At 67.9% G+C, this 22,599-nt stretch carries 18 protein-coding genes; 9 read left to right on the top strand and 9 right to left on the bottom strand.

Annotation, left to right across the window (positions count from 1 at the left end):
- Positions 1-312: 312 nt before the first annotated feature.
- Both KY661_RS11015 and KY661_RS11010 read left to right on the top strand, forming a co-directional pair.
- Positions 313-1,890 (top strand): sensor histidine kinase, encoded by a 1,578-nt coding sequence (locus KY661_RS11015; protein ID WP_263436909.1) that lies wholly within the window; start codon positions 313-315, stop codon positions 1,888-1,890.
- A 109-nt stretch (positions 1,891-1,999) separates the two neighbouring features.
- Positions 2,000-3,094: a glycoside hydrolase family 76 protein gene (locus KY661_RS11010; RefSeq protein WP_225410164.1), complete on the top strand. Its 1,095-nt coding sequence runs from the start codon at positions 2,000-2,002 to the stop codon at positions 3,092-3,094.
- An 84-nt stretch (positions 3,095-3,178) separates the two neighbouring features.
- Here the strand turns inward: KY661_RS11010 and KY661_RS11005 are convergent, their stop codons facing one another.
- The 4 genes from KY661_RS11005 to KY661_RS10990 form a co-directional block, all read right to left on the bottom strand.
- Positions 3,179-5,485, bottom strand: coding sequence for a kelch repeat-containing protein (locus KY661_RS11005; protein WP_225410163.1), 2,307 nt, complete (start codon positions 5,483-5,485; stop codon positions 3,179-3,181).
- 203 nt (positions 5,486-5,688) lie between these two features.
- A complete protein-coding gene (locus KY661_RS11000; RefSeq protein WP_225410162.1) occupies positions 5,689-6,339 on the bottom strand; it encodes a LysM peptidoglycan-binding domain-containing protein in 651 nt (216 codons plus the stop codon).
- 81 nt (positions 6,340-6,420) lie between these two features.
- Entirely contained in the window at positions 6,421-8,079 is a 1,659-nt protein-coding gene (locus tag KY661_RS10995; RefSeq protein WP_225410161.1) for a M14 family zinc carboxypeptidase, read from the bottom strand.
- Between the two features lie 45 nt (positions 8,080-8,124).
- Entirely contained in the window at positions 8,125-9,405 is a 1,281-nt protein-coding gene (locus KY661_RS10990; RefSeq protein ID WP_225410160.1) for a hypothetical protein, read from the bottom strand.
- Between the two features lie 218 nt (positions 9,406-9,623).
- Between KY661_RS10990 and KY661_RS10985 the strand changes: the two genes are divergently transcribed.
- A complete protein-coding gene (locus tag KY661_RS10985) occupies positions 9,624-10,829 on the top strand; it encodes a cytochrome P450 (RefSeq protein WP_225410159.1) in 1,206 nt (401 codons plus the stop codon).
- A 19-nt stretch (positions 10,830-10,848) separates the two neighbouring features.
- Here KY661_RS10985 and KY661_RS10980 read toward each other — a convergent pair whose 3' ends face one another.
- A complete protein-coding gene (locus KY661_RS10980; protein ID WP_225410158.1) occupies positions 10,849-11,955 on the bottom strand; it encodes a DUF5011 domain-containing protein in 1,107 nt (368 codons plus the stop codon).
- Positions 11,956-12,216: 261 nt separating this feature from the next.
- On the opposite strand from KY661_RS10980, the gene KY661_RS10975 reads away from it, so the two are divergent.
- Complete coding sequence (locus KY661_RS10975; protein WP_225410157.1) at positions 12,217-13,458, top strand: carboxypeptidase regulatory-like domain-containing protein; 1,242 nt, start codon at positions 12,217-12,219, stop codon at positions 13,456-13,458.
- A 95-nt stretch (positions 13,459-13,553) separates the two neighbouring features.
- Here KY661_RS10975 and KY661_RS10970 read toward each other — a convergent pair whose 3' ends face one another.
- Positions 13,554-13,949: a RidA family protein gene (locus KY661_RS10970; protein WP_225410156.1), complete on the bottom strand. Its 396-nt coding sequence runs from the start codon at positions 13,947-13,949 to the stop codon at positions 13,554-13,556.
- Between the two features lie 149 nt (positions 13,950-14,098).
- Here KY661_RS10970 and KY661_RS10965 point away from each other — a divergent pair, with 149 nt between their 5' ends.
- Positions 14,099-15,013, top strand: coding sequence for a LysR family transcriptional regulator (locus tag KY661_RS10965; RefSeq protein WP_225410155.1), 915 nt, complete (start codon positions 14,099-14,101; stop codon positions 15,011-15,013).
- Between the two features lie 7 nt (positions 15,014-15,020).
- Here KY661_RS10965 and KY661_RS10960 read toward each other — a convergent pair whose 3' ends face one another.
- On the bottom strand, positions 15,021-15,593 hold the full coding sequence (locus KY661_RS10960) for a tetratricopeptide repeat protein (protein ID WP_225410154.1): 573 nt from the start codon (positions 15,591-15,593) through the stop codon (positions 15,021-15,023).
- A gap of 288 nt (positions 15,594-15,881) precedes the next feature.
- Here KY661_RS10960 and KY661_RS10955 point away from each other — a divergent pair, with 288 nt between their 5' ends.
- Positions 15,882-16,904 (top strand): fascin domain-containing protein, encoded by a 1,023-nt coding sequence (locus KY661_RS10955; protein WP_225410153.1) that lies wholly within the window; start codon positions 15,882-15,884, stop codon positions 16,902-16,904.
- A gap of 144 nt (positions 16,905-17,048) precedes the next feature.
- Here the strand turns inward: KY661_RS10955 and KY661_RS10950 are convergent, their stop codons facing one another.
- Positions 17,049-17,702, bottom strand: coding sequence for a glutathione S-transferase family protein (locus KY661_RS10950; RefSeq protein WP_225410152.1), 654 nt, complete (start codon positions 17,700-17,702; stop codon positions 17,049-17,051).
- A 101-nt stretch (positions 17,703-17,803) separates the two neighbouring features.
- Between KY661_RS10950 and KY661_RS10945 the strand changes: the two genes are divergently transcribed.
- From KY661_RS10945 to KY661_RS10935, 3 genes are all read left to right on the top strand, one after another.
- On the top strand, positions 17,804-18,607 hold the full coding sequence (locus tag KY661_RS10945; protein ID WP_225410151.1) for a helix-turn-helix transcriptional regulator: 804 nt from the start codon (positions 17,804-17,806) through the stop codon (positions 18,605-18,607).
- 592 nt (positions 18,608-19,199) lie between these two features.
- The gene (locus KY661_RS10940; RefSeq protein WP_225410150.1) at positions 19,200-19,502 is read left to right on the top strand and encodes a hypothetical protein; all 303 of its coding nucleotides are present in this window, start codon (positions 19,200-19,202) and stop codon (positions 19,500-19,502) included.
- Positions 19,503-19,907: 405 nt separating this feature from the next.
- Entirely contained in the window at positions 19,908-21,809 is a 1,902-nt protein-coding gene (locus KY661_RS10935) for a glycoside hydrolase family 15 protein (RefSeq protein WP_225410149.1), read from the top strand.
- A gap of 55 nt (positions 21,810-21,864) precedes the next feature.
- Here the strand turns inward: KY661_RS10935 and KY661_RS10930 are convergent, their stop codons facing one another.
- Complete coding sequence (locus tag KY661_RS10930; protein ID WP_225410148.1) at positions 21,865-22,584, bottom strand: immunity 52 family protein; 720 nt, start codon at positions 22,582-22,584, stop codon at positions 21,865-21,867.
- Between the last annotated feature and the right edge of the window lie 15 nt (positions 22,585-22,599).

Genomic DNA, 22,599 nt, shown 5'->3' with positions numbered 1-22,599 from the left:
CGCGCGGTGACGCTCCTGTTGGGAAGGGTCTCGGTCAAACGGGCACATGGGGGGAAGCCTACCATCCAGCCCGCCGTGGAGACGGAATGAGCGGCCCTTGCCCGGCCGGCTGGTCATGTCCGAGGCCGGCCGGCCCAGGGCTGGTCCCCGCCCGCCAGCAGGCTTATCCACATGGAGTATGGCCTCCCAGGAAACTCCAACAGGAACAGATCAGGAGGCTCCCGAGCGCCGGATCTCAGGCGGAACTCCAGCGAACCCAGGCGCAGCTCGCTCGCCGGAACCGGCAACTCGAGCCGTCAGAGCCCGGACATCATGCGGAGGCTCGTCTGGCTGGCCATGGGGCTGGTGGATGCGGCCGAAGGCGTCTGGGGACGGTTGATCGACGGGCGCAGGGTCATCGTGGAATCCCTGTGGCGAGAGGGAAAGGCCATTGAACCCCGCCACGTCGTCTTCGCGCCCAACGAGGGGGTTCCCGGCCATGTGATGGTCACCCGCGAGCCCTACATCTCGAACGATGCCGCCCAGGATGCGCATGTCCTGTCGCATCTCCAGCAGAGCCGCGGGTTCTACAACCTCATCGACCTGCCGCTCTTTGCCCGCTCCGGGGAATTGCTGGGGTGCTTCGAGCTCCACAACAAGAAGGACCACCAGTCCTTTACCGAGGAGGATCTGGAGCTCCTCAAGGCGCTGAGGTCCCTGGCCGGCGTGGCCCTGGAGAACGCGCACCTTGCCGGCACGGTCCAGTTCGAGCGCAGGACCCTGGAGATGATCGTGCAGCAGATGCCCGCGGGCTTCACCCTCGCGGAGGCTCCGTCGGGACGCATCCTCTACTCCAATGCGGAGGCGGACCGGCTCCTGGGGCATCCGGCGCTGCTGCTCAAGAGCGAGGCGTACGCCCCGTGGGCCGCCGTTCATCCGGACCTCACCCCCTACCGCCCCGAGGAGTACCCGCTGGCCCGGGCCCTCCACGAAGGCAAGACCCTCCAGGATGAGGAGGTGCTGCTGCGCAGGGGCGACGGAACCCTCGTCTACCTCTCCGTCATGGCGGCGCCGATCCGCGACGCGGAGGGCCGGATCTCCGAGGCCGTCAGTGTCTTCATCGACACCTCGGGACGCAAACAGGCCGAGCGGCAGCTCGAGGAGAGCCTCGCCAGTGAGCAGATGGCCCGGCAGGAGGCGGAGGCGGCCCTGGCGCAGCTCCGGGTCGAGCGGGCGCTGCGCGAACAGGTGGTGCTGGCCCTCAGCCATGATCTCCGCACGCCCCTGACCGCAGCGAAGATGAGCGCCCAGCTCATTCCCCGCCAGCCGGACCTGCCCGACAAGATCTACTCCCTGGCCGCCCGGGTGAGGCACAACATCGACCGGGCGGACCAGATGATCACCGACCTCCTGGATGTGAACCGCATCCGGGCCGGGCAGGGACTGCCCATCGAGCGGGCCCCCGTGGAGCTCCGGCAGGTGGTGGCTGGCGCGCTGGAGGAACTCTCGACCCTTCACGGGGAGCGCTTCCTCCTCCGGGGCGAGGAGCGGGTCCAGGGCACCTGGGATGCGCGGGCCCTGCGCCGGGCCGTCGAGAACCTCTGTGGCAATGCCATCAAGTACGGAGACCCGGCGGAGCAGGTGACCGTGAGCCTGAAACAGGAGGGCGGCAGGGTGGAGCTGGCCGTCCACAACTGGGGCATGCCCATTTCCCCCGAGGAGCAGGCGCACCTCTTCCAGTCCTTCCACCGCACGAAGAGCGCGGAGGCCAGCGGCAAGAAGGGCTGGGGCATCGGGCTGACGCTCGTGAGGGGCGTTGCCGAGGCGCATGGGGGGAGCGTCTCGGTGGAGAGCACGGAGGAGGCAGGGACCACCTTCCGCATGCGCCTGCCCACGATGCCGCCGGGCTGACGCGGGCGGACGGCGCCCTCCACATTTCCGATTTTATTTCGAGGAAATATGGCTCAATGGGAGAGAACACCCAAAGCCGTAAAATCGGATTTTAAAAGAGAGAGCTTTCATGAACCTGCGGCTCCTGCCGTTGCTGGCCATTCCCCTGGTCCTGGCGTTCGCCCCCGGCGCCTCCGCCCTCACCCCCACGGAGAAGAACCTGGCGTTCGACTCCTACAACAATGCCTTCTACGTCGCGAACGGCGGCAACGGCTACTACGTGCTCAACACGAACCGGGCCGTGCCGGGGCGGCTCGACTTCTGGCGGGTCTGCGAGCAGATCGAGGCGGCCGAGGACGCCTACGAGCGGACCCGGAATCCGGTCCACCGGGACATCGTGTTCTCCCTTCTCAACGGGCTGAACAACGTCATCAGCCGGACCACGGACTTCGCGTCGTGGAATGAGTACAACGACGACATCATGTGGGCGGTCATCGCCCTGACCCGTGGCTACGAAATCACCGGCCACCGGCCGTTCCTCGATCAGGCGCAGTGGCAGTTCAACGCCGTGTGGAGCCGCGCGTGGGACAACCAGCTCGGCGGCGGCTTCTGGTGGCGCGCGGACAAGCAGACCAAGAACGCGTGCGTGGCGGGCCCGGCCACCATCGCCGCGATGTTGCTGGCCCGCAATACCGTCAACACCGGCTATCGGGCGCAAGCCGATCAGATCTACAACTGGCTGCGCTCGACCCTGTACAACGCCTCGACCGGCCAGGTCGCCGACCACATCAAGCTCAACGGAGAGAAGGTCTGGTGGGCGTTCACCTACAACCAGGGCACCTTCGCGGGCGCGTCGGCCCTGCTTTACCAGGCGACCGGAAACGCCAGCTACCTCAACGCGGGCGGCCTGGCGGTGAACTGGACCCGCAACAACCTGACGGGCCAGCACCTCCCCGGCATCCTCAACGACGAGTACGACTCGGGCGGCGGCCAGGGCGACACCGCCGGGTTCAAGGGCGTCTTCGTCCGCTGGGCGAGCAAGTGGGCCGGGGTGGCCAACGATGCGTCCATCAAGAGCTGGCTGGTCACCAACGCCAACACCGCGTGGCAGTACCGGAACTCCTCCGGGTTGATGTGGGGCCAGTGGTGGCAGCGGACCCCGGACAACTTCGTCACGTCCTGGGAGTCGAGCCCCGGCCTCGCGGTCTCGCAGGTTCCTTACTAAGACGCCGCCGCCGCGGTCCTGAAGCGGAAGGACCGCGGCGGCAACGGGTTCCGGCGGCTCGCCCGTGCTCACGGACGCTGGGTATCAGGGAGTGTACAGCTCCACCGAGGTGGTGAGCGCGCTGCTCCCGGCCAAGCCTCCGGCGATGAACACCCTGCCATTGGGCAGCCGCACCGCCGTGTGCTCCAAGCGGGCCGTGCTGGGGATGCTGGCGGCGCTCCAGGTCCCCGTGCTGGGATCATACACCTCCGCCGCCAGGGCGGTGGTGGTTCCCCCCGTGACGAACACCTTGCCGTTGGACAACAGCGTCGCCGTGTGTCCGAAGCGAGTCCGGGCCATGGTGCCCGCCGGGCTCCAGCTTCCCGTGGCTGGGTCATACACCTCCGCCGTCGCGAGGTGGGTGCTCCACGAGACGGCCCCTCCTGTGACGAGCACCTGGCCATTGGGCAGCACCGTCATCGTGTGGTTGCTGTGCGCCTGGGCCATGGCGCCCGCCGGGCTCCAGCTTCCCGTGGCCGGGTCGTAGAGCTCCGCCGTCGCGAGGTACTTCTCCGGGGGGGCGATGCCTCCCGTGACGAGCACCTTGCCATTGGGCAGCACGGCCATCGTATGGCCCATGCGCTCCTCGGCCATGGAGCCGGTCGCGCTCCAGGTTCCCGTGGCCGGGTCGTACACCTCCGCCGACGCGAGGATGCTGCCATTGGCGCCCAAGCCTCCCGCGACGAGCACCTTGCCGTTGGGCAACAGCACCGCCTGATGGCTGCCGCGCCGCGAGGCCATGGAGCCGGTCAGGGCCGAGGTGCTCGTGGAATCGCACAGCTCCGCCGACGCGAGTTCGCCCGTCGTATTGTTTCCTCCCGCGATGAGCACCTTGCCGTTGGGCAACAGCGTCGCCGTGTGGTTGGCGCGGCTTGCGTTCATGTTGCTGGCACTGCTCGTGGTCCCCGAAGCCGGGTTGTACACTTCCATCGTCGAGTTGTAGGTGCCCCCGTTGTTCCCCCCGGAGGAGAGCACCCTGCCGTTGGGCAGCAGCACGGACGTGTGGTAGGCGCGCGCCGTGGCCAGGTTGCCCGTCGAGGCCCAGCCCGAGGGGCAGACCGGCAGTCCGGTGACCGTGAGGTTCCGGGTGGCCGTCAGCTGGAAGGCATTCGTGACGGTGGCGGTGATGACGGTGGGCGTCCCCGTGACGGCACAAGCGGGCGCGGTCCAGGGGATGCGGCTCTGGGTGGTGCCGGTGACGGGCGAGCCCAGGGTGCCGGTGCTGGCGCTCCAGGCGAAGGTGAGCGTGCTGGCCTCCGGATCGGTGGCGGCCACCTCGAAGGTGAGCACCTGGCCCGCGGTGGCCGTCTCCGAGGACTGGTAGGCGCTGGCGATGCGGGGAGGGAAGTGGTTGATGCGCGGGGCGTTGCTCACGCACAGGTTCACGCTGCCCGTGGTGCTGCCGCCGCGCCCATCCGCCACGGCGACCGTGAGGCGGCAGTTGTTGCAAGTGCCCGTGGGCAGGACCGAGGGCTTGAACTGGGCAGAGGCCCCGGAGGGCGTGGTCCACGTCCCGGCGCACGAGGCGGTCCACGCGTAGGTGAGGGCGTCCGAGTCCGGATCCGAGGCGGTGGCGGAGACCGAGGTGGCCTGCCCCACGGCGAGCAGCGTGGGCGAGGCGGCCATGGCGGTGACAGACGGGAAGCGGTTGAAGGTGACGGATAACTGCGCGCTGCCCTGCTGCTCGTCCTGCATGACGTGGATGGCCACGGCGGCGGTGGACGACAGGCCGCCGGAGTCCGTCACGGTGAGGGTGAGCGTCTGGATGCCGCTGGAGGCGGGGGCCGTCCAGGACGTGGAGGCCGCGGAGGCCGCGGAGAAGGTGCCCCCGGTGGCGGTCCAGGCATAGGTGAGCGTGTCGCCGGCGTTGGGATCCTGGGCCGTGACGGTCAGCGTCAGCGAGCCGTTCACGGGGACGGAGGTGGTGGAGGCCACCAGCGAGCTGATGAGGGGCGCCTCGTTCTGGAACGGAGGAACAGGGTTGACCTCCTGCAGCAGGATGGCGACGAGCGCGGTCTGTCCGGCGGTGATGGTGATGCCCGAGACGGAACCCTCGAAGAGCAGGGTGCCGCCGTCGCCGAAGGCCTGGGCGCGGAAGGTGCGCAGGGCGCCCGCCGGGATGTTGCCCAGGGTGCCACTCCAGGTACCGCCGCCGGCGGTGAGCTCGGTGGAGAGGGGCTCGAAGTCGGAGGCGCTGGCGGAGACGGTGACCCGCGTGATGGTGGCGGCGAGGCCCTGGGGCACCGAGACGGTGAGCTGCGCGGAGCCCGTGTCAGAGGACACGGAAGGAGAACAGCCGGAGACCAGCGCCAGCGCGAGCGCCAGCAGCAGGTAGGAAAGACTTGGTTTCATGCGGGATGGGATGGGCGAAGGAATGGTGCCGGCGGAAGATAACCTTTCTGCTGTAAGGATTTAAAGATGGGGGGCTGACGCCAAGGGTGTGAAAGCGTTCACAGGCCCTTGGGCCACGCAAAAAAAACCGCCTGCGTCCTCCGCCGCCGAAGCGAGCAGGACACAGGCGGAGATTGGGGCGCGTGGCCGCCGTGCGGCGGGAACTACATCGTGGGCATGAAGATCTTCAGCCCGGAGCGGCCCCCGGCGCCCAGCGTGTTGCGCTCGATGAAGTCGCTCACGGACGAGCGGCCGTCGCCGGTGGTGATGGCGGTGTGGCCGTAGATGCTGCCAGCCTTCGACGACGTCTTCTCCCAGGTGAGCACGAGGCCCGGAATCTTCAGCGCCTCGGACAGCGGCATGTCGACCTGCTTGAACTTGTCGCGCGGCAGGTTGTTGTCGATCTGGTTGCCGTTGCCCCAGACCTTGAAGCCGAAGGCGTTCTGGATGGCCCGGCTCACGCCGGTGGCGCACAGGCCCTGGCTGTTGTACCCGCCCATGCCCATCGCCGCGGCGCGGCCCGCGTTGGCCAGCTTGCGCATCGCAGGCGTCGCCCCGCCAGGTGCCCCGGCGCCCGCGCCGCCCTCGACCTTGCCGCCGCCCTTCGTACCGCCCGTGCTGCCGCCGCCGCGCGTGCCACCGCCCTTGGCGGGCTCGAAGCTGTCGGTCCGGCCGGGAATGCGCAGGTTCTTGCCCGCGATGATGAGGTTCGGGTTGGCGATGTTGTTGGCACGCGCCAGCGCGGACACGCTGGTGTTGAAGCGGCCAGCCAGTGCGGAAAGGGTGTCACCCGGACGAATGCGGTAGTTGGACATGTAAAAATCTCCTGGACCCATTCTCTTGGGGACCAGGAAGAAGTTGCGTCCGGGTTTCTTATTTTTTTGGAATTCGCGGGCTTACTCGGCCTTCTTGGGCACATCCCCCCCGCTCACCACGCGGTGGACGGGGTAGAGCTCGCCTGCCCGGATGAGGCCGTCGAGGAACTGCCAGCGGCAGAAGCCGTCATCCGAGTGCGGCTCGAGCAGGTACACCGCCAGCGTGCCCGCGCGCTGCGCCGTGGGCACGTACAGCAGGCCTGCGGGGAACTCGCGCGTGGTGCGCTCCGGGGCCACCGTGAGCACCGTCTCGAAGCGCACGGGCTTGGGCTTCTGGCTGAGCGGCACCTCGGCCTCGCCCGGCGGCGGCACGTTCGCGGCCACATCGGGGCTGAAGGTCTCCTCGCGCCGGGCCACCCGGTAGCTGTCCACCGTGAGGCGCCGCGGGGCGCTCAGGCGCTCGAAGCGGATGCCGTGGCCCTCCAGCCGGGGCGCCAATTCCTCCGGCACGAGGTACGCCAGGGGCGTGCTCACTGCCTGGGTGGGGACGAACGTGCGGTAGTGTGGGGCCCGGTACTCGCGCCGCCGCTTGCCCGGGTAGTGGCGCGCGGTGATGCTGGCCTCGTCGAAGGACAGGAGGTGCGCCTGGTCCCCCGGCCTCGCATGGGCGGGGTACTCGAAGGCGAGCGCGCCCTGGTCCGTGCGCGTGGCCACCCCGTAGTTGATGCCCACGAGCGTCTCCACGTCCGGCGTGCGGCCCCGCGCGATGATGCGCTCCTGCTCGGCCTCGGTGAGGGCGCGGTACGCGGCGGCGTTCTTCGCCGCGTCCCGGAACAGCTCCAGCAGCCACGCCCGCATCACCTCGCAGCGGCGCGGAAAGCTGATGTAGCTGTAGGTCTCCAGCAGCACGTCGAGCCGGCCGAGCAGGCCCCGGTAGTGGCTGCCGAAGCGGGGCAGGGCGGGGTAGGTGTGCCAGCCCGAGCGGGGCTCGCCCTCGGTGCGGTAGTTGCCGTACCAGAAGCTGTCGAAGCCATGGCGCTTCTTCACCGCCTGGGCCACGCGCTCCAGCATCTCCCGGTTGAAGTGGCGCAGCTCCGCGAAGAGCGGCTCGTTGGAGTGGGAGGTGTCGAAGGTGAGATCAAACGCGTGGATGCTGCCATCGGTGGTGTGGCAGTCGATGAAGAGGTGCGGCCACCACGTCTGGTAGAGCGAGGCGAGGCAGCGCGTCTCGGGGGCCTCCTGCTTCGTGTTGTCCCGGTTGAGGTTCCAGCCCTCGCCCGTGTAGCGCGTGCCCACGCCCCCCGCGGGGTTGAGCTGGCCTTCGAGGTTCTTCAGGTCCAGCCGGCGGTTGGAGGTGCTGATGCGGTCGTTGCCGTCCGGGTTGAAGTCCGGAATCAGCACGAGGCAGAGTGTGTCGAGCAGCTTCTTGCCGAGCGGGGTGAGCGTCAGGTCGCGCGCGAGCGCCAGCACGGCCTCCTTGCCCTCCACCTCGCCGGCGTGGATGTTGGCCTCCACCATCACCACGGTCTTCTTCTGCTTGCGCGCGAGCTCGGGCGTGAAGCAGTTCCGGTCACTGAGGACGAGCGCCACCATGGGCTGGCCCTCGCCGCTCCGGCCGAAGTCCACCCGCCGCGCGAGCTTCGTGCGGCGGCACAGTTCATCCACGAAGGCCACCACGTCAGCGTGGCGGGAGGTTTCCGTATAGTTCGAGGCTTCAGCCCGGGTGAGCAGCTCGGTCATGGGCCTGCATCCGAGCGCTCCCCCCGGGCAGCGTCAAGCCTTTGCTCAGCGGGCCCGGAGGCCGGCGGTGGGGTCCTTCAGGGGCTCGGGCAGCTTCCACACCGAGGCGGGCTGGAGGTACACGCCGTTGAAGGCGTGCATGATGCCCGCCCAGCGGTCCGGGAAGTGCGCCCAGCTGTACTCCGTGGCGGGCGCGGTGAAGGGGTTGCCATCCCGGTCCGGCTGGGTGTCCGCGAACGCCGCGTAGGTCCACACGAAGGTGCCAAACTCCGTGCGCAGCGCGGGGGTGATGACCTCCAGCAGCTTGGCGCGGGAGGACTCATCGGCCCGGGGGCTCGCCGGGTTGAAGACGGGGTTGGCCTGGTCGTGCTGCTCGCGCCAGGCGATGTAGTTAGTGCCCATGGCGATGAGCGCATCCCGGTCCGCGGGCGTGGGGGCCACCCGGGCGTCCTCGTAGAGGGCGAAGGCCGCCAGCAGCAGGCTCTTCCAGCCCATGCCCGGGAAGAGCTGGTCCATCTGGGAGGGGCGGGGCGTGTCGTGCGCGTGGGCGCGCGCATAGGTGTAGGCGAGCCGGGCCTCCGCCGCGTTCGCGCCGGGAATCGAGAAGCTTGTCAGCACGCGCTCGGCCGTCACCGCGCCGGTCTGTGCCTGGCGCCACGTGAGGTAGAGCCGGCCCGCGCCACCGATGTCCGAGAAGATGGCCAGGTTGCTCTCGTGCAGGGTGCGCTCCAGGGTGCGGATGATGGCTTTGGCCTTGTCGAGCGGCCAGAACCCGGGCGCGTTCCAATAAATCCACACGAAGCGGGAGGCGGTGGACATCAGCACCCGGGGATCGGCCATCACCTGCACGTTCACGGCCGACAGCAGCACCGCGAAGGAGGCGGCCACGTCGGTGGGAAGCCCCTGCAGGGTGAGCTCCTGGGCGAGGCTCAAGATGGGCGCGCGCGTGGGCCCCGTGATGCCCGCCCGGTCCAGGGCATGGCCTACCGTGAACGAGGGCCACGTCTGGGCCGCCTCGATGATGTGCAGCGCGATGGCGGCGCCGAGCATGCCCTTGCCGCCCGCGTGCGCGGCATGGGGTGCGAAGCCGTACCACGTGGGCCGCACCTGGCTGCTGCCACCGGGCTGGAAGGCCGGATCCAGCAAGGACTGCATCTCGTTGGCGAGCTGGATGTAGCCCTCGATGATGAGGCCGTTGTCCTCCAGCGGCGTCGCGCCTTGCGCCGGGCGGACGGGAAACAGCAGCAACCCCGAGGCCAGCAGCCACACCACGGGGGACAGGGAACGGAAGGCGGAACGCCGGGAAACGGGCAGGGGGCGAAGCACAGGACTCTCCACGGGCAAAGGCTCCAACACAGGGGGTGAAACGGCGGAGCAAGCTAGCCGTCTGGGAAAGGGCCTCCGGCCGTCCTCCCGGGGACAGGCCGCCAGGAGTGTCAGAAGGCCAACACCTTCCCCAGCGGGTGCATCGACGTAGACTTCGCCGGGTTCCCCGGGACGGTGTTCCCCGTGCACCGGTCCTGGCGCGCTCCGGAGGCCCTGGGATGAAGACCCGGTACGATTTGCTGTCGCCCGAAGTGAAAGCCAATCCCTATCCCACGTATGCGGAGATGCGCCGTCACTCGCCCGTGTGCCAGGTGGACCCCGGCGGCATGTGGGCCGTGTCCCGCTATGCCGATGTGATGCGCGTGCTGAAGGACCCGGGACTGTTCTCCTCCCGGGGCTTCGGGGTGGCCACCAACCCGCCGTGGCTTGGCGGCAATCCCCTCTCCGAGTCGATGCTGGCGATGGATCCGCCCGAGCATGGGCGGCTGCGGACGCTCATCACCCGTGCGTTTGGCCGCGCCGCCATGGAGCGGCTGGAGCCGCGCGTGCGGGCGTTCGCGGCGCGGGCCGTGGCCGAGCTCCCCCTGGGAGTGCCCGTGGACGTCATGGCTCCCTATGCCCTGCGGATTCCGGCCTTCGTCATTGGGGACATGCTGGGGGTGGACCCCGCGCTGCATGCGCGGCTCAAGCGCTGGGCGGACCTCATCACCGGCGGCGTCACCACCGTGCGTCCCGAGGAGGAGGAGCGCAAACAGTTGGCCCGGGACGCCGTGGCGGAGCTGAAGGGCGCCTTCGGCGAGCTGCTGGAGAAGCGCCGGCAGACGCCTGGCGAGGACCTGCTGAGCGAGCTGCTCCGGGCGCGCGTGGAGGGCGAGGCCCTGACGCCCTCCGAGCTGATGGCCTTCTGCGCGCTGCTGCTGGTGGGCGGTATCGAGACGGCGGTGAACATGCTGGCCGTCTCCCTGGTGGTCCTGCTGGAGCAGCCCGCGCTCTGGACCCGGCTGCGCGAGGACCGCTCCGCCATCCCCGCCTTCATCGAGGAGGTGCTGCGCTACGAGCCTCCCGTACAGGCCGCCCCACGGTTGACCACCGCGGAGGTGGAGCTGGGCGGGGTGCGCCTGCCGACAGGCACGCCGCTGCTCGTGCTGCTGGGCTCCGCCTGCCATGACGAGGCCCAGTTTCCTCAGGCGGACCGCTTCGACATGGACCGGCCCGGCCCCCAGAACCTGCCCTTCGGGCATGGCATCCACTTCTGCCTGGGCGCGCAGCTGGCGCGCATGGAAGGGCGGCTGGCGCTGGAGGCGCTGCTGGACCGGTGTGCCCGGCTGGAGCGGGGACCGGAGCCCGTGCGCTGGCACCGCACACTGGTGGTCCGGGGGCCCGCGAGTCTGCCCGTGGTGCTGCACCCCGCGGGTGGCCCCTAAGCTCTGCGGCTCCGTGTTCCTACCAGGGGCAGTTGACGACATCCACGGTGCGGGTCACCGGCACCGCGGCGTTGTTCCCGCTGTCCGTCAGCGTGTAGGTCAGCGTGTAGGAGCCCGCGCTCCATCCATTGACATACCCCGAGACCTTCACGTCGGCCGCCACGTTGCCGTAGCACGCGTCCGTGGCTTCCACGCCGGGGTCCACCCACCCGGTGCCGCACGTATGGGTGAGCTGGGCGGCCCCCTTGAGCTTCAGCGCCGGGGGAAGCCGGTCCTCCACGTGCACCGAGCGGATGGCGCTCACCAGGTCTCCCACCGAGGTCCTCGCGGCGTACTGCACCGAGTACGTGCCCTCCGCCGCCGTGTTGGGGCCGGGCCCGTAGTCATCCGGATCCTGGGCGCCCGGCACGCCGTCTCCGTCGTCATCTCCGGAGTTGTACTTGAGCACCTCCAGGGGGCCGCACGCATCCGCGGCCTGCGCGCCGGGGTCCAGCCAGGTGTCCACGCCGCACTCCAGGGTCATCTCGCTGGGGCCTTGGAGCGTCAGCGAGGGCACTCCCGGCGCTTCCGAGCACGAACCCCCGGCCTCGGTGACGCTCACCGCATCGATGTACCCACCCACGGAGTCGTTGAGGCTGGCATCCGCGAAGGTGAGGCGGGTGCTGCTTCCCTGCGCCGTCACCGGCACGGTGACATGCTGCCAGTGCGTATCCGTCCTGCCTGAACCGCTGGCGTTCAGTTCCGCGACCAGCAGCCCATCCCAGTACACGCGAATCAGGTTGTCGCTGACGCCGGGCCGGGGGGAATAACCAAAGGAGAGCAGGTAGGAGTGGCCTGCCTGGGTATTGAAGTTCTGGAAGAGGGTGGTGGGGCAGAAAGAGTCGAGCTCCAGGTGCTGCGCGCCTTCCATCGGCGAGCCGGCCACATGGTTCTGGATCTCGATGCTGCAGCCGCTCTGCCTCGACCAACCCGGGATGGACGGGAGGTATTGCACGGAGCCGTGTCCCAGCGCGGGTGCCTCGAAGCCGCCATTCACCACCAGGTTGGGGGTGGATTGGGCGTGGGCCGGGAGGGCCACGGGCAGAGAGAGCAGTACCGCCGGGATAATTCCAACAGAGGGTTTCATGCGGACTCCTGGAAGGACGACGCGCTTTGCGGCGCGAAGGAAGGCTAGCAGGGCCGTGTGACTTGGGACGCTACGGCTGGCAGGAATTCGTAACCTGGGAGGACTCACGGCGACGGCCTCTGGGTGACGCGTTGCATCTCTTGAGAGAAGGGATTCCACCGGGGGCTGTCATGGCATGAGGGGTGCACCGCGCCCGGCCGGGTCCCCAGGCACAAGTCCCCGAACGTCTGGTGCCCGTTTCCCTCAACCTGGAGGCATGTGATGTCCCTGTCCAAGAGCGCGGCGAGGAAATGGTTGTTGTTGTGCGGCATGTTGGGTGGCCCCTCGATGTGGGGGAGCGCCTGCGGCATGCCCGAGGCCGAGGTCGAGCCGCGCGAGCAGCAGCGCTCCCCGCTCGCCACCTGTGCTCCCGTCCAGGGCGCCACCACCGTCTGCGGCGTGGCCGTCAACACCGCGGGCGCGGCCATTGGCGGAGCGGAGGTGGTCTTCCAGGGAGTGCGGACGACGACGGCCGCGGACGGCTCGTTCTCCGTCTCCGTCGCGTCGCTGCAGCCGGGCGCGCCGCTGACCCTCACCGCGCAGGGCTATATGCCGCATGTCGGCGCCATCACGCGCAACGTGATGGGAGCACGCTTCGTGTTGCACACCTTGTACCGGCAGACCTTTGCGGAAGGGATTCCCACCGTCACGGATCCCCGCAGCGGCGCGGCCATCCGTGTGGATCTCGCGAAGCTGCGAACCCTCAATGGGACCACACCCGTCAAGCCCTTCACGGTAGGCGTGCGCTTCATCGACACGGGCCTGCTGGCGATGCCGGGGGCCGACGGCGCCGTCAACCTAGCCGGCCAGCCCGTTTTCCTGGAGACACGTGGCGCCATCTATGCCGAGGTTCGTGATGCGCGGGGCACCCAGCTCCAGCTTTCCGCAGGCACGACGGCCCAGGTGTTCATCCCCATCGCTGGAAACATGTCCGCGCCGCAGAGCATCGCCCTGTGGTCCATGCCCGTGGGTGCCAACCAGTGGAGCCAGCAGCAAGGGGCGGCCTCGAAGACGAGCAACCCTGTCCGGTGCGCGGTCAAGGAAGTGGTCTCCTGTGACGCGGATGCGTGTGCTCAACCCTCCCAGGGCCGGTACGTGGGCAATACAAATCAAATTGGCTTCATCAACGCGGATATCGAGAAGACCAACCCCGCCTGCCTGCGCGTCGAGCTGAACGCCGCCGCCCTGCCGCCCGGCACCTCGTTGCCCATCTGCCTGGACGTCGAGATCGCCATTCCTGGCGGCGGCACCCAGACGCGCAACCTGTGCACGGACGGCGGCACGGACGTCATCTTCAACCTGCCCCCCTACGCCAACCTCACCGTGCGCCAGGCGGCGGGCTTCGGCTGTCCGGCTCCGCCCAGCACCAGCGTGATCGTCAACACGGGGGCGCCGTGGGGCGGCACCGGCGTTCCCAATCCCAGCCAGTGTAACGGGGTGCTGACGCTTCCTCCGCTGCCTTGAGCCGGCGGCGAGCCCCGGGCCGCACGCCCGGGGCTTGTCAGGCGCTTGGTGCCCAGCGGCCGTTCCCGCCCGCCGGCTGACGTGCCGAGGCGGAATCAGCCAGTGTGGGCGACCGCGCGGATTTCGACCAGCTGGTGGGGAAATGCCAGGCTTGTGACGCCGATGAGCGTCGCAGCGGGCCGGTGCTTCCCCACATACGCCTTGTACAGGGCGACGAAGGGCTCGAAGTGTTCCTTCGGATTCGTCAGGTAGGCGACCACCTCCGCGAGGTTGTCACGCGTGGCGCCAAAGCCTGCGAGCACGCGGTCGAGGTTCTCCAGCGTCTGCTTCGCCTGGGCCTCGAAATCACCTTCCCCCACGAAGGCGCCCGTCATGTCGTGGGAGAACTGCCCCGAGATGTAGACGGTGCCGTTGATGCTGTAGCCTTGGCTGACGCCGAAGCCCTCTTCCCATGAGACGCCGTGCGTGTACGTGGTGGCCTTGCCTGTCATGTGCGTTCCTGAGGATGGTTCCCCGCGCGATTCCGGCGAGGTGCTGTGGAACGATAGCGGGCCGATTGACGAACGGTTTTCTACACAGATGCGCTTCCGCCCCAGGGAGCCGTGGTCCTGGCTATAGTCCGGGGCTCGTGCGCACGAACTTGAACGACATTCTCGCCTTCATGGCGGTCGTGGATGCAGGCAGCTTCGTGGCCGGAGGCCAGGCGCTGGGGCTAACCCGGTCGGCCGCGGGCAAGGCCGTTGCGCGCCTGGAGGACAGGCTTGGCGCGCGCCTCCTGAACCGCACGACGCGGACGTTGAGCCTCACCGACGAGGGCCGGGTGCTCTATGAGCGCGGCTTGCAGGTCCTCTCGGCGGTCGATGAGGCCGAGGCCAGCGTGGCGGGGCCCGCCGGCACCCCGCGCGGACTGCTGCGGCTCACCGTTCCGGATGCCTTCGGGCGGCTCAAGGTGCTTCCCATTCTGAAGAAGTATCTCGCGGCCTGGCCCGACGTTCAGGTCGAGGTGAGCTTCACGGATCGCCGGGCCGACATCATCGAGGAAGGGTTCGACCTGGCGGTCCGGATTGGCGGCATGAGCGAGGATACCCGCCTGGTGTCGCGGGTCGTTGCCCGGTACAAGGCGCTGCTGTGTGCCGCGCCGTCCTATCTCGCCGCGCGGGGGGAGCCGCGCAATGCCGATGCGCTGGCAGCCCATGACTGCCTGATCTTCAGCAGCCGCACCCGCAGGCAGAGCTGGCGGTTTCGCGCCGGCGATGGCTCCTGGGTCAAGGCACAGGGGCGGAGCCGCTTGAGGATGGACAGCGGAGAGGCGCTCCGCGATGCCGCCGTGGCCGGGCTCGGCATCGCGTTTCTTCCGGACTTCCTGGTGGCGGAGGACGTGGCCGCGGGACGTTTGCGGCAGGTGCTGCCCAAGCTCGATGCAGGCGACGTAGAAATCCTGGCCATCTACCCGACCCGGCGTCTCCTGGAGCCGCGCGTCAGGCGCTTCATCGATCTCATGGTCGACGAGCTTGGGGGCTCAGGGGCTCATCGGCGGAAAAACGAAACCGCTTAGGTGGGGTTCAGCCCTGGCCCTTGGGGAGGACCGAGAAGCGCCGAAGCTGCGTGTGCGGCTCCTGCCACCCGGGCTTGAGCGCCGCGGCCTGGCGGTAGTCGTTGAAGGCGGCGCGGTCGTTGCCGAGCATCTCGTGGGCGATGGCGCGCGTGTAGTAGGCGATCTCGGGCCGTGTGGTGTTCAGCTCCAGCGCCCGGTTGACCGCCGCTACCGCCTCGGCGTCCCGGCCCAGGTTCACCAGCGCGATGCCCTGGTTCACGTAGGCCTCGGCCTGAGCCGGATCCACCCTCAGTGCCTGCTCGTAGCTGGCGAGCGCGAGCGCGTGCGCCTTGGCATACATGTGGAGAATCCCGCGGTTGACGAGGGTCGCGGCGCGATCGCCTGGAGCCAGGTTCTGCTCGGCGAGCGCCTGGTTGCAGGCCTCCAGGCCTGTGTCCGAGGCATGTCCGGCCCGGGCGTACTCGTAGCAGATGCGGCCGAACCCAGGGCCGATCACCTTGGCCGCGGCTTCCGCGGCCCCTGGTCCCAGTGCCGCCCCCACGAGTGCGGCCCCACCGAGTAGCAGCTTGAACATCCGCATGACAGACCCCCCTTTTCATCAGAGGGACTCATTTTACCAGGAGGGCGCCTCCACCAGGAGGCCCCCGGCAGGGCGCCGGCGACGGTTGAACGGTTGCTGGGCGCTTCGAGGGCGCTGACCGGTGCCCGGAAACTGGCCAAACGATGAAGTCAAGTTGGAATTTAAAATCCAGTATTGGCCGAACACTGAGAGTAACCTGTCGATTCCCATGACCCGAATTCAGCCGCTTGGGTCTCTGTAGGCGCTAAGACCGGCTTCAACCTTCGCCCTCTCAACAAGGCAGGATTCATGCTCCAGTTCAAACGTTCCAAGCAGTTCCTTCGTGCCTCGTGGTCGGCGCTGTTGCTCGCGGGCGCGTGCGCTCCGGTGGACAGTTCTCCTGACGGGCAGGACGACGTCACGGAGACCGCCTCGAGTCCGTTGCTCTTCTCCGGCGTGAGCTTCAAGACGGTGCTCGGCGGCCGGTACGTGGGCGCGCAGAACAACGGCGGCGGCGCCGTCACCGCGACGGCGACGGCCGCGCAGGCGTGGGAGAAGTTCACGATCGACGACATCAACGGCGGGTCGCTCGTGAGCGGGGACTCGGTCTTCATCACCGCGGGCACGGGGCAGTACCTCCAGGCCGCCAACGGCGGTGGCTCCACGCTGAACGCCGCGAGCTGGAACCGGCAGGGCTGGGAGACGTTCCGCATCGTCAAGAAGAGCGGCAGCGGGACGATCGTCAACGGGGACATCGTCGGCCTGCAGACGGTGACGACGGGCCACTGGGTGTCCGCGGAGAACGGCGGCGGCAGCACAGTGTTCGCGTATGGCGGCGCGTTCAGCTCGTGGGAGGAGTTGACGATCTCGGGCTTGTCCGGAGGCACGACGCCGCCTCCTACCGGTACGGGCTGTGACGCTCCCGGCCTCGTCTGGAAGACGGCCAACAAGACCAACTACACGTCGTATCCGGATCCGGGCAGCGAGGAGTGCATCAAATACAACGGCTGCACGTGGGCAGGGCAGTTCGCGGCGTGCTCAGGAAAGAAGCCGGAGGCGTGGGTGGCGGCGCACAACATCGCCGCGGTGTTCCCCAACATGAACGCGCTCAAGCTCCATGACCTTTGCTTGAAGTCCGGCTCGAAGACCATCGTGGTCACCGTGCTCGACACGTGCGCCGACTCGGACTGCAGTGGTTGCTGCACCCAGAACAAGGGAGACGCCGACGCGCTGATCGACCTCGAGAGCTATACCAATGCGCGCTGGGGCGTCCCCGACGGCAGGATCCAATGGGCGGACCTCGGTCCGACCAAGGGCAGCGGCTGCAACTGATTCCCACGCGGGTTGAAGCCGCTGGTTGCCGAGCAGCCCTCCCTGGTGCTCGGCGGCCCACCCTCTCTCCGCGCTGAGCCAGCGAGAACAGCCTTCGCTGCAGGGAGGCCGGTGAGTCCTGGAGGGGTGGGGGAGGGCATCGGCTTACTCCGGGACGGCCCCCAGTAACGGCGTCAAATCCGGATCGGCCTTCTGCATCGCTCGGCGATAAGCAGGCCGCGCACCGATGCGTTGCAGATAGGCCAGGATGTTCGGCCAGGGCGAGAGATCATACGGCTTGAACAGCCGCATCGTGGTCAACGAGAACACGGTCATGATATCCGCCGCCGTCAGCTCTTCGCCGGCCAGATAGGGCTCCTCCCCCAGCCGCGTCTCCAAGGTCGAGAAGACCAGCCCGAACCGGTCCTTGGCCGCCTGCAGCAGCACGTTCTTGTCCGAAGGATCGGCGCGCTCCAGATACCTCACCTGCAAGACGGCCGGTTGCAGCGTCCCGTTGGCGAAGTGGAACCAGTAGAGGTAGCTGGCGAAACCGGGTTCGCCGCGCTTCACGGCGAGCCGGCCATCGCCATAGGTCTGGATGAGATACTCGCAGATCGCCCCGGACTCCCCGAGGACGAGGCCGCCGTCGGTGAGGATCGGCGCCGTGCCCATCGGGTGAAGCGCCTTGTATTCCGGCGGGGCCAGCCGGTTGTCGGCCCGGCGCTGATAGCGCTTCAGCTCATAGTCGAGCCCGAGCTCCTCACAGAGCCAGACGATCCGCTCCGATTGCGAACGTCCGAGATGATGCACCGTCAGCATATGAACTCCGTTCTGAGCTCTCTTGCCCGAAGCATTGTCCGGGTCATGCGCGAACCGTAAGCTGCGCGAGTCAGCTGGAAAAGGCGTGCCCGCATACCGGTATGGCGACTACCACCCTCCCCGAATTTCTCCGCGCTCGCCGCGAGCGGCTTCACCCCGAATCGGCCGGGCGGCGCCGCACTCCCGGACTTCGGCGCGAGGAAGTCGCGGCACGCGCCGGCGTGAGCGTCACCTGGTACACGTGGCTCGAACAAGGCCGAGGCGGCGTGCCATCCGACGACGTGCTCGAACGCCTCGCTCGTGCACTCGAACTCGACGATACGAATCGCGAGATGCTGTTCCTGCTCGCTCACGAGCGCCCGCCACCGCGCCGCCACAGACCGCCCGCCGAGGTCACGCCGGCGCTGCAGCGCGTGCTCGACAACCTGCACGTGCCCGCGTTCGTGAAGACACCGGTGTTTCAGATCGTCGCGTGGAATCGCGCCGCCGTGGCAGTGCTCGGCGATTACGCCGCGATTCCCGAGCACAGCCGCAACATGCTGCGCCGGGTCTTTCATCCCGAAGCGGCCACGTTCCTGCCGCATGCCGATGACATGCGCCGCACGTGCCTCGCCGCGTTTCGCGTCGACATCGCACGTGCGGGAGCATCGGAAGAAGCTGCCGCGCTCGTCGACGAGTTGATGGAGACGAGCGAGGAGTTTCGCCGGCTGTGGGCCGAGAATGAGCTGCATACGCACGGCGTGAGGTACAGGCGGCTTGTCCGGCCGAATGTCGGCGAACTCGTGTTCGAGACGTCGGTGTTTTCCGTCGACGACAGCGACGGCCTCAGCATGTTTGTCCTCTCACCGGCGGACGACGCCTCCGCGCGTGGGGTCGAACAGCTGATCCGCGAGCTTGCCAAGTAGCGCCGGGAGTTGCTCGCGATCGGCTTTCGCGGCTACCGGCTCACGCCTTGAGTTCACGCCGGTTCGTTCCGCCCTGCTTCCCGCTGGAGGGGCACACTGTCAGTGCCCGCGAGCCAGTTGCGGTAAGCGCCTTGTCCGAAGCGCATCCAGGAGAAATGCTTGCCGTGTTATGTAACGAATTCAAAGAAAAGTGGCAGTTGAGAGAACAAGTCCCTGGTTCCAGAGTGTCGGAATGTGTCACCCCAGGTGTTGGGATTGTGGTTTTTGATCTCCCAGAAAGGGTGAAGCCATGAATGACTTCACTCTCGAAGAGTGCGTCCGTGTGGCCCATGCTTATTTTCCCGTGGGCTTCCCGGTAGAGACTGACGCCCCTGCTCAACCGCTCCATCCTTATCAACGCACGGCAGAATACCAGCGTTGGACAGACGCGTGGGACCAAGCGTTGGGCTGGGAGAAGTGGGATGAGTTGCTCGATGAACTCCGAGGTGTGTTCTCCCGGCACAAAGCAGGGGATGTGACTCAGCCGAGGATGGCGTCCTGCCTTCGCTGTTGCGTGTATTTCGAGGAGCCTCTCCCAGGAGGAGGGCGGTTCATGACCCGGGTTGCCGCTGCCGTCAGCGTGCTGATGCCTTCGTACCTTGTCTATTCAACGACCCAGACCCTCTGGAACCGCAGGAGCGCGACGCTCCCGCAACTCTTCATCGAGCCCTTGAGTGGGGCGCGGCAGCCAGCCTCCACCCTCGCAAGCCTTCTTGAGCAGGTTTTGGGCTACAAGCCCTTCCCGCTTCAACTGGCGGAGGTGCCTTTGCCGGGAATTCGTGTCCCCTATCTCTTCAAGGCTCAGCCCACACTGCTCACGGCTTTGTTCTCCGACCACTTGGAGAATCTGCCCTGAGCATCTCCAGGCGGTGGTGAGATCGCCGCGCAACGCCTCCTCTTCCTGCTTGTCCTCTTGCGGACGTCGCACCACACCGCCGAGGAGGTGATGCGGGAACAGGCGGCTGCTTGCCTGCGGTGAGTTCCTGCTGGGGCACCCCATCAGCGAGAACCTGGCCCTCACTTCAGGTGCTGCTGCGACAGCCCGCGGCGTGTAGCCGGGGAGGGTACTTCCCGGAAGGAGCGCTCCTTGGAAGGCTGTGGCCCAGACAGGCGGGCTGGCTCCTCCTTATGGCCGCGTGCTTCTTGGCAGGAGGGGACAGGCCGTCCTCTCGCTCTAACCCCCGCCTCGGGTTGCAACGGCTTCCTTCCGTCCTCATGACGGAGGGTGACGCCCAGTACTGGAGCGATCCCGGGAGGCGGGATGCGGCAGCGGATTGACGACTATGCGTTGCTGGGCGATTGCCACTCCGCGGCGCTCGTGGGGCGCGACGGCTCCATCGACTGGGCGTGTTTCCCCCGGTTCGACTCGCCCGCTGTGTTCTGTCGCATCCTCGATGTGCGTCGCGGGGGCTCCTTCCAGGTCTGTCCCGAGCGCCCCTTTCAGTCCACGCGCCGGTACATCGATGACACCAACGTTCTTGTCACCATCTTCACCACGCCGTCCGGCGTGTTGGAGGTGACGGACTGCATGCCCGTCCGCCTCGGCAGGGAGCGAGGCCCAGGTGTCGGGACGAGGTACGCGTTGCTGCGGAGGCTGCGTTGCGTCGGTGGCGAAGTGGAGACGCGCGTGGTGGTGGCCCCTCGCTTTGAGTACGGGGCCTTCGTCCCAAACATCCGTCTGACCTCGGCGCATACGGCGGAATTGGTGGGGGGCGCGGACGCGCTGTGGGTGACGGCCACGCGCCCGCTGGTGGCGTACGAGCGTGCCCTGCGCGCCCGCTGGCGCCTGTGTGCGGGGGACGAAGCCTGGGTGGAGGCGGCCTGGACCTCCTCGCTCGTGGAGCGCCGCCCAGAGGCGATGCCGGACCTCGCCACGCTGCGGCAGCGGCTGGAGGACACGGTGGCCTACTGGCGCGAGTGGATCTCCCACTGCGCCTACGAGGGCGAGTACGCACCGCAGGTGCGCCGCTCGGCGCTGGTGCTGAAGGCGCTCACGTATGTGCCCTCGGGGGCCATCATCGCGGCCCCCACGACCTCCCTGCCCGAGGAGCCCGGAGGCGTGCGCAACTGGGACTACCGCTACACCTGGCTGAGGGATACGACGCTCACGCTCATCTCGCTGATGTTGCTGGGGTACCAGGAGGAAGCGCTCGCTTTCCGGCACTGGTTGGCGCGCACCAGCGCGGGGCGTGTCGAGGACATTCAGATCATGTACGACATCCGGGGCCACCGGCTGCTGCCGGAGATGGAGCTGGCCCACCTCGAGGGCCACCGGGGCTCGAGACCGGTGCGCATCGGCAACGGGGCGGTGAAGCAGCTTCAGCTCGACGTCTTCGGGGAGATGCTGGAGGCGGTGTGGCTGTACTCGAAGATGGGCGGGCCGGTCTCGGTGAAGACCTGGGACTTCCTGTGCAAGCTGGTGGAGCACGTGTGCCAGCGGTGGCACGAGCCGGACCAGGGACTGTGGGAGATACGCGACGAGCCCCGGCACTTCATCCACTCGAAGCTGCTGTGCTGGGTGGCGTTGGATCGGGCGGTGCGCGTTGCGCGGGCGCGGCGGTTTCCTGCTCCTGTGGGACGCTGGGTTCGCGAGCGTGAGCGGGTCAGGGAGTACCTCCTGAGGGAGGGCCGGCGCGTGGGGTGGTTCCCTCAGGCGGTGGGCTCGGAGAGGGCGGATGCTTCGGTTCTGCAGATGCCCGCGCTGGGCTTCCTCCCGGCTGCCCACCCGTTGATGCGCCGCACGGTGGAGAGGGTGCGCCAGCGGCTGGAGAAGGAGGGGCTCCTCTATCGCTACCACGCTCCGGATGGTGTGGGCGGGGGAGAGGGGGCTTTCCTGCTGTGCTCCTTCTGGTTGCATGACGTGCTGGTGCACTCGGGGAAGACGCAGGAGGCGGAGGCGCTGCTGCGGCACCTGCTGCGGATGGCCAATGACGTGGGCCTCTACGCGGAGGAGGCGGTGCCTGGGACGGGCGAGGCGCTGGGTAACTTCCCGCAGGCCTTCACGCACATGGCGCTGGTGGCCTCGTGCGCGCAGCTCTCCGCGGCCCGGAGCTTTCAGCTCCCGCGGCCCGGTGCGTACGACTTCGCGGACTTCGCGCTCACTTACCACCTCGGCAGGCGCTCCATCCTCATGTCCCACTTCTCGGTGGAACCGGTGCAGTGAGTGGAACACAGGCTCAATGGGGCAGCGCCGGACGCTGACACCTCAAGCCAGGCACTCAAGCCGTCGGCCAGGGCTGCAACGGCCGCAGCAGCCCGGCCCGGTCCAGCAGTTCGTGGACGCGAGCGGCCAGCGCGACGTGCTCTGGGTTGGAAGCGGTGAACCGCTCGGGTGTGAGAATGATGAGGGTGCCCTTGTCCGCCACCTGTTCAATGCGCACAGGAGCAGGCAGGGGAGGCACTGTGCCGCGCAGCCGCGAGAAGTACATCACCCAGCCTACGAAGGTGCCCGGCTTCGCTTTCTCCGTCACGCTGTCCCGGTGCTCGTGAGATGTAGCCACTCCCCACTCCGGGTCCCAGGCCTGGGCCATGGCGCGCAGCGCCTCGGCCATAACAGGAGCGGTCAGCACCCGCTCCGCATTAAGTCCTCGGGTATAGGGCTCGAGTACACAGGAGGATGAAACTCGGAGGGAGGATGAACCACACGCCCCGTCAACGCCGGATGTTTCGTGCAGGTTTTCGCCCGTCCACAGATGGAAAGAGAAGCCATCACCGATCTGATGCTCCTCCTGTGCGAACAGCTTTTGGAAGCTCGACGCATCCGTGCGGAACTGGAGATTGCGCGCTTCCGCGAAGGAGTCAGCTGTCTTATGCCAGCGGGTCCACGCCGGGTCGCAGCGCCCCAGGAGGTGGAAGAAATGCTCGGCGCGTCGCGCGCAAGCCTCGGCGGATTCGGGCCGGGCGAGCCAGTAGGAGCCAGCGTAATATGTTTCTCTCATCGGACGGCTATTTTC

The sequence above is a fragment of the Allostigmatella hybrida genome (assembly GCF_020103775.1).
Taxonomy (GTDB): domain Bacteria; phylum Myxococcota; class Myxococcia; order Myxococcales; family Myxococcaceae; genus Hyalangium; species Hyalangium aurantiaca.
This window is presented reverse-complemented; position numbering and strand designations above follow the sequence as displayed.

What these genes read in the sequence shown, in the direction of transcription:
- KY661_RS11015 (WP_263436909.1), top strand. Translation starts at nt 313, where the DNA reads ATGCGGAGGCTCGTCTGGCTGGCCATGGGGCTGGTGGATGCGGCCGAA.
- KY661_RS11010 (WP_225410164.1), top strand. Translation starts at nt 2,000, where the DNA reads ATGAACCTGCGGCTCCTGCCGTTGCTGGCCATTCCCCTGGTCCTGGCG.
- KY661_RS11005 (WP_225410163.1), bottom strand. Translation starts at nt 5,485, where the DNA reads ATGAAACCAAGTCTTTCCTACCTGCTGCTGGCGCTCGCGCTGGCGCTG.
- KY661_RS11000 (WP_225410162.1), bottom strand. Translation starts at nt 6,339, where the DNA reads ATGTCCAACTACCGCATTCGTCCGGGTGACACCCTTTCCGCACTGGCT.
- KY661_RS10995 (WP_225410161.1), bottom strand. Translation starts at nt 8,079, where the DNA reads ATGACCGAGCTGCTCACCCGGGCTGAAGCCTCGAACTATACGGAAACC.
- KY661_RS10985 (WP_225410159.1), top strand. Translation starts at nt 9,624, where the DNA reads ATGAAGACCCGGTACGATTTGCTGTCGCCCGAAGTGAAAGCCAATCCC.
- KY661_RS10980 (WP_225410158.1), bottom strand. Translation starts at nt 11,955, where the DNA reads ATGAAACCCTCTGTTGGAATTATCCCGGCGGTACTGCTCTCTCTGCCC.
- KY661_RS10975 (WP_225410157.1), top strand. Translation starts at nt 12,217, where the DNA reads ATGTCCCTGTCCAAGAGCGCGGCGAGGAAATGGTTGTTGTTGTGCGGC.
- KY661_RS10970 (WP_225410156.1), bottom strand. Translation starts at nt 13,949, where the DNA reads ATGACAGGCAAGGCCACCACGTACACGCACGGCGTCTCATGGGAAGAG.
- KY661_RS10960 (WP_225410154.1), bottom strand. Translation starts at nt 15,593, where the DNA reads ATGCGGATGTTCAAGCTGCTACTCGGTGGGGCCGCACTCGTGGGGGCG.
- KY661_RS10955 (WP_225410153.1), top strand. Translation starts at nt 15,882, where the DNA reads ATGCTCCAGTTCAAACGTTCCAAGCAGTTCCTTCGTGCCTCGTGGTCG.
- KY661_RS10950 (WP_225410152.1), bottom strand. Translation starts at nt 17,702, where the DNA reads ATGCTGACGGTGCATCATCTCGGACGTTCGCAATCGGAGCGGATCGTC.
- KY661_RS10945 (WP_225410151.1), top strand. Translation starts at nt 17,804, where the DNA reads ATGGCGACTACCACCCTCCCCGAATTTCTCCGCGCTCGCCGCGAGCGG.
- KY661_RS10940 (WP_225410150.1), top strand. Translation starts at nt 19,200, where the DNA reads ATGACCCGGGTTGCCGCTGCCGTCAGCGTGCTGATGCCTTCGTACCTT.
- KY661_RS10935 (WP_225410149.1), top strand. Translation starts at nt 19,908, where the DNA reads ATGCGGCAGCGGATTGACGACTATGCGTTGCTGGGCGATTGCCACTCC.
- KY661_RS10930 (WP_225410148.1), bottom strand. Translation starts at nt 22,584, where the DNA reads ATGAGAGAAACATATTACGCTGGCTCCTACTGGCTCGCCCGGCCCGAA.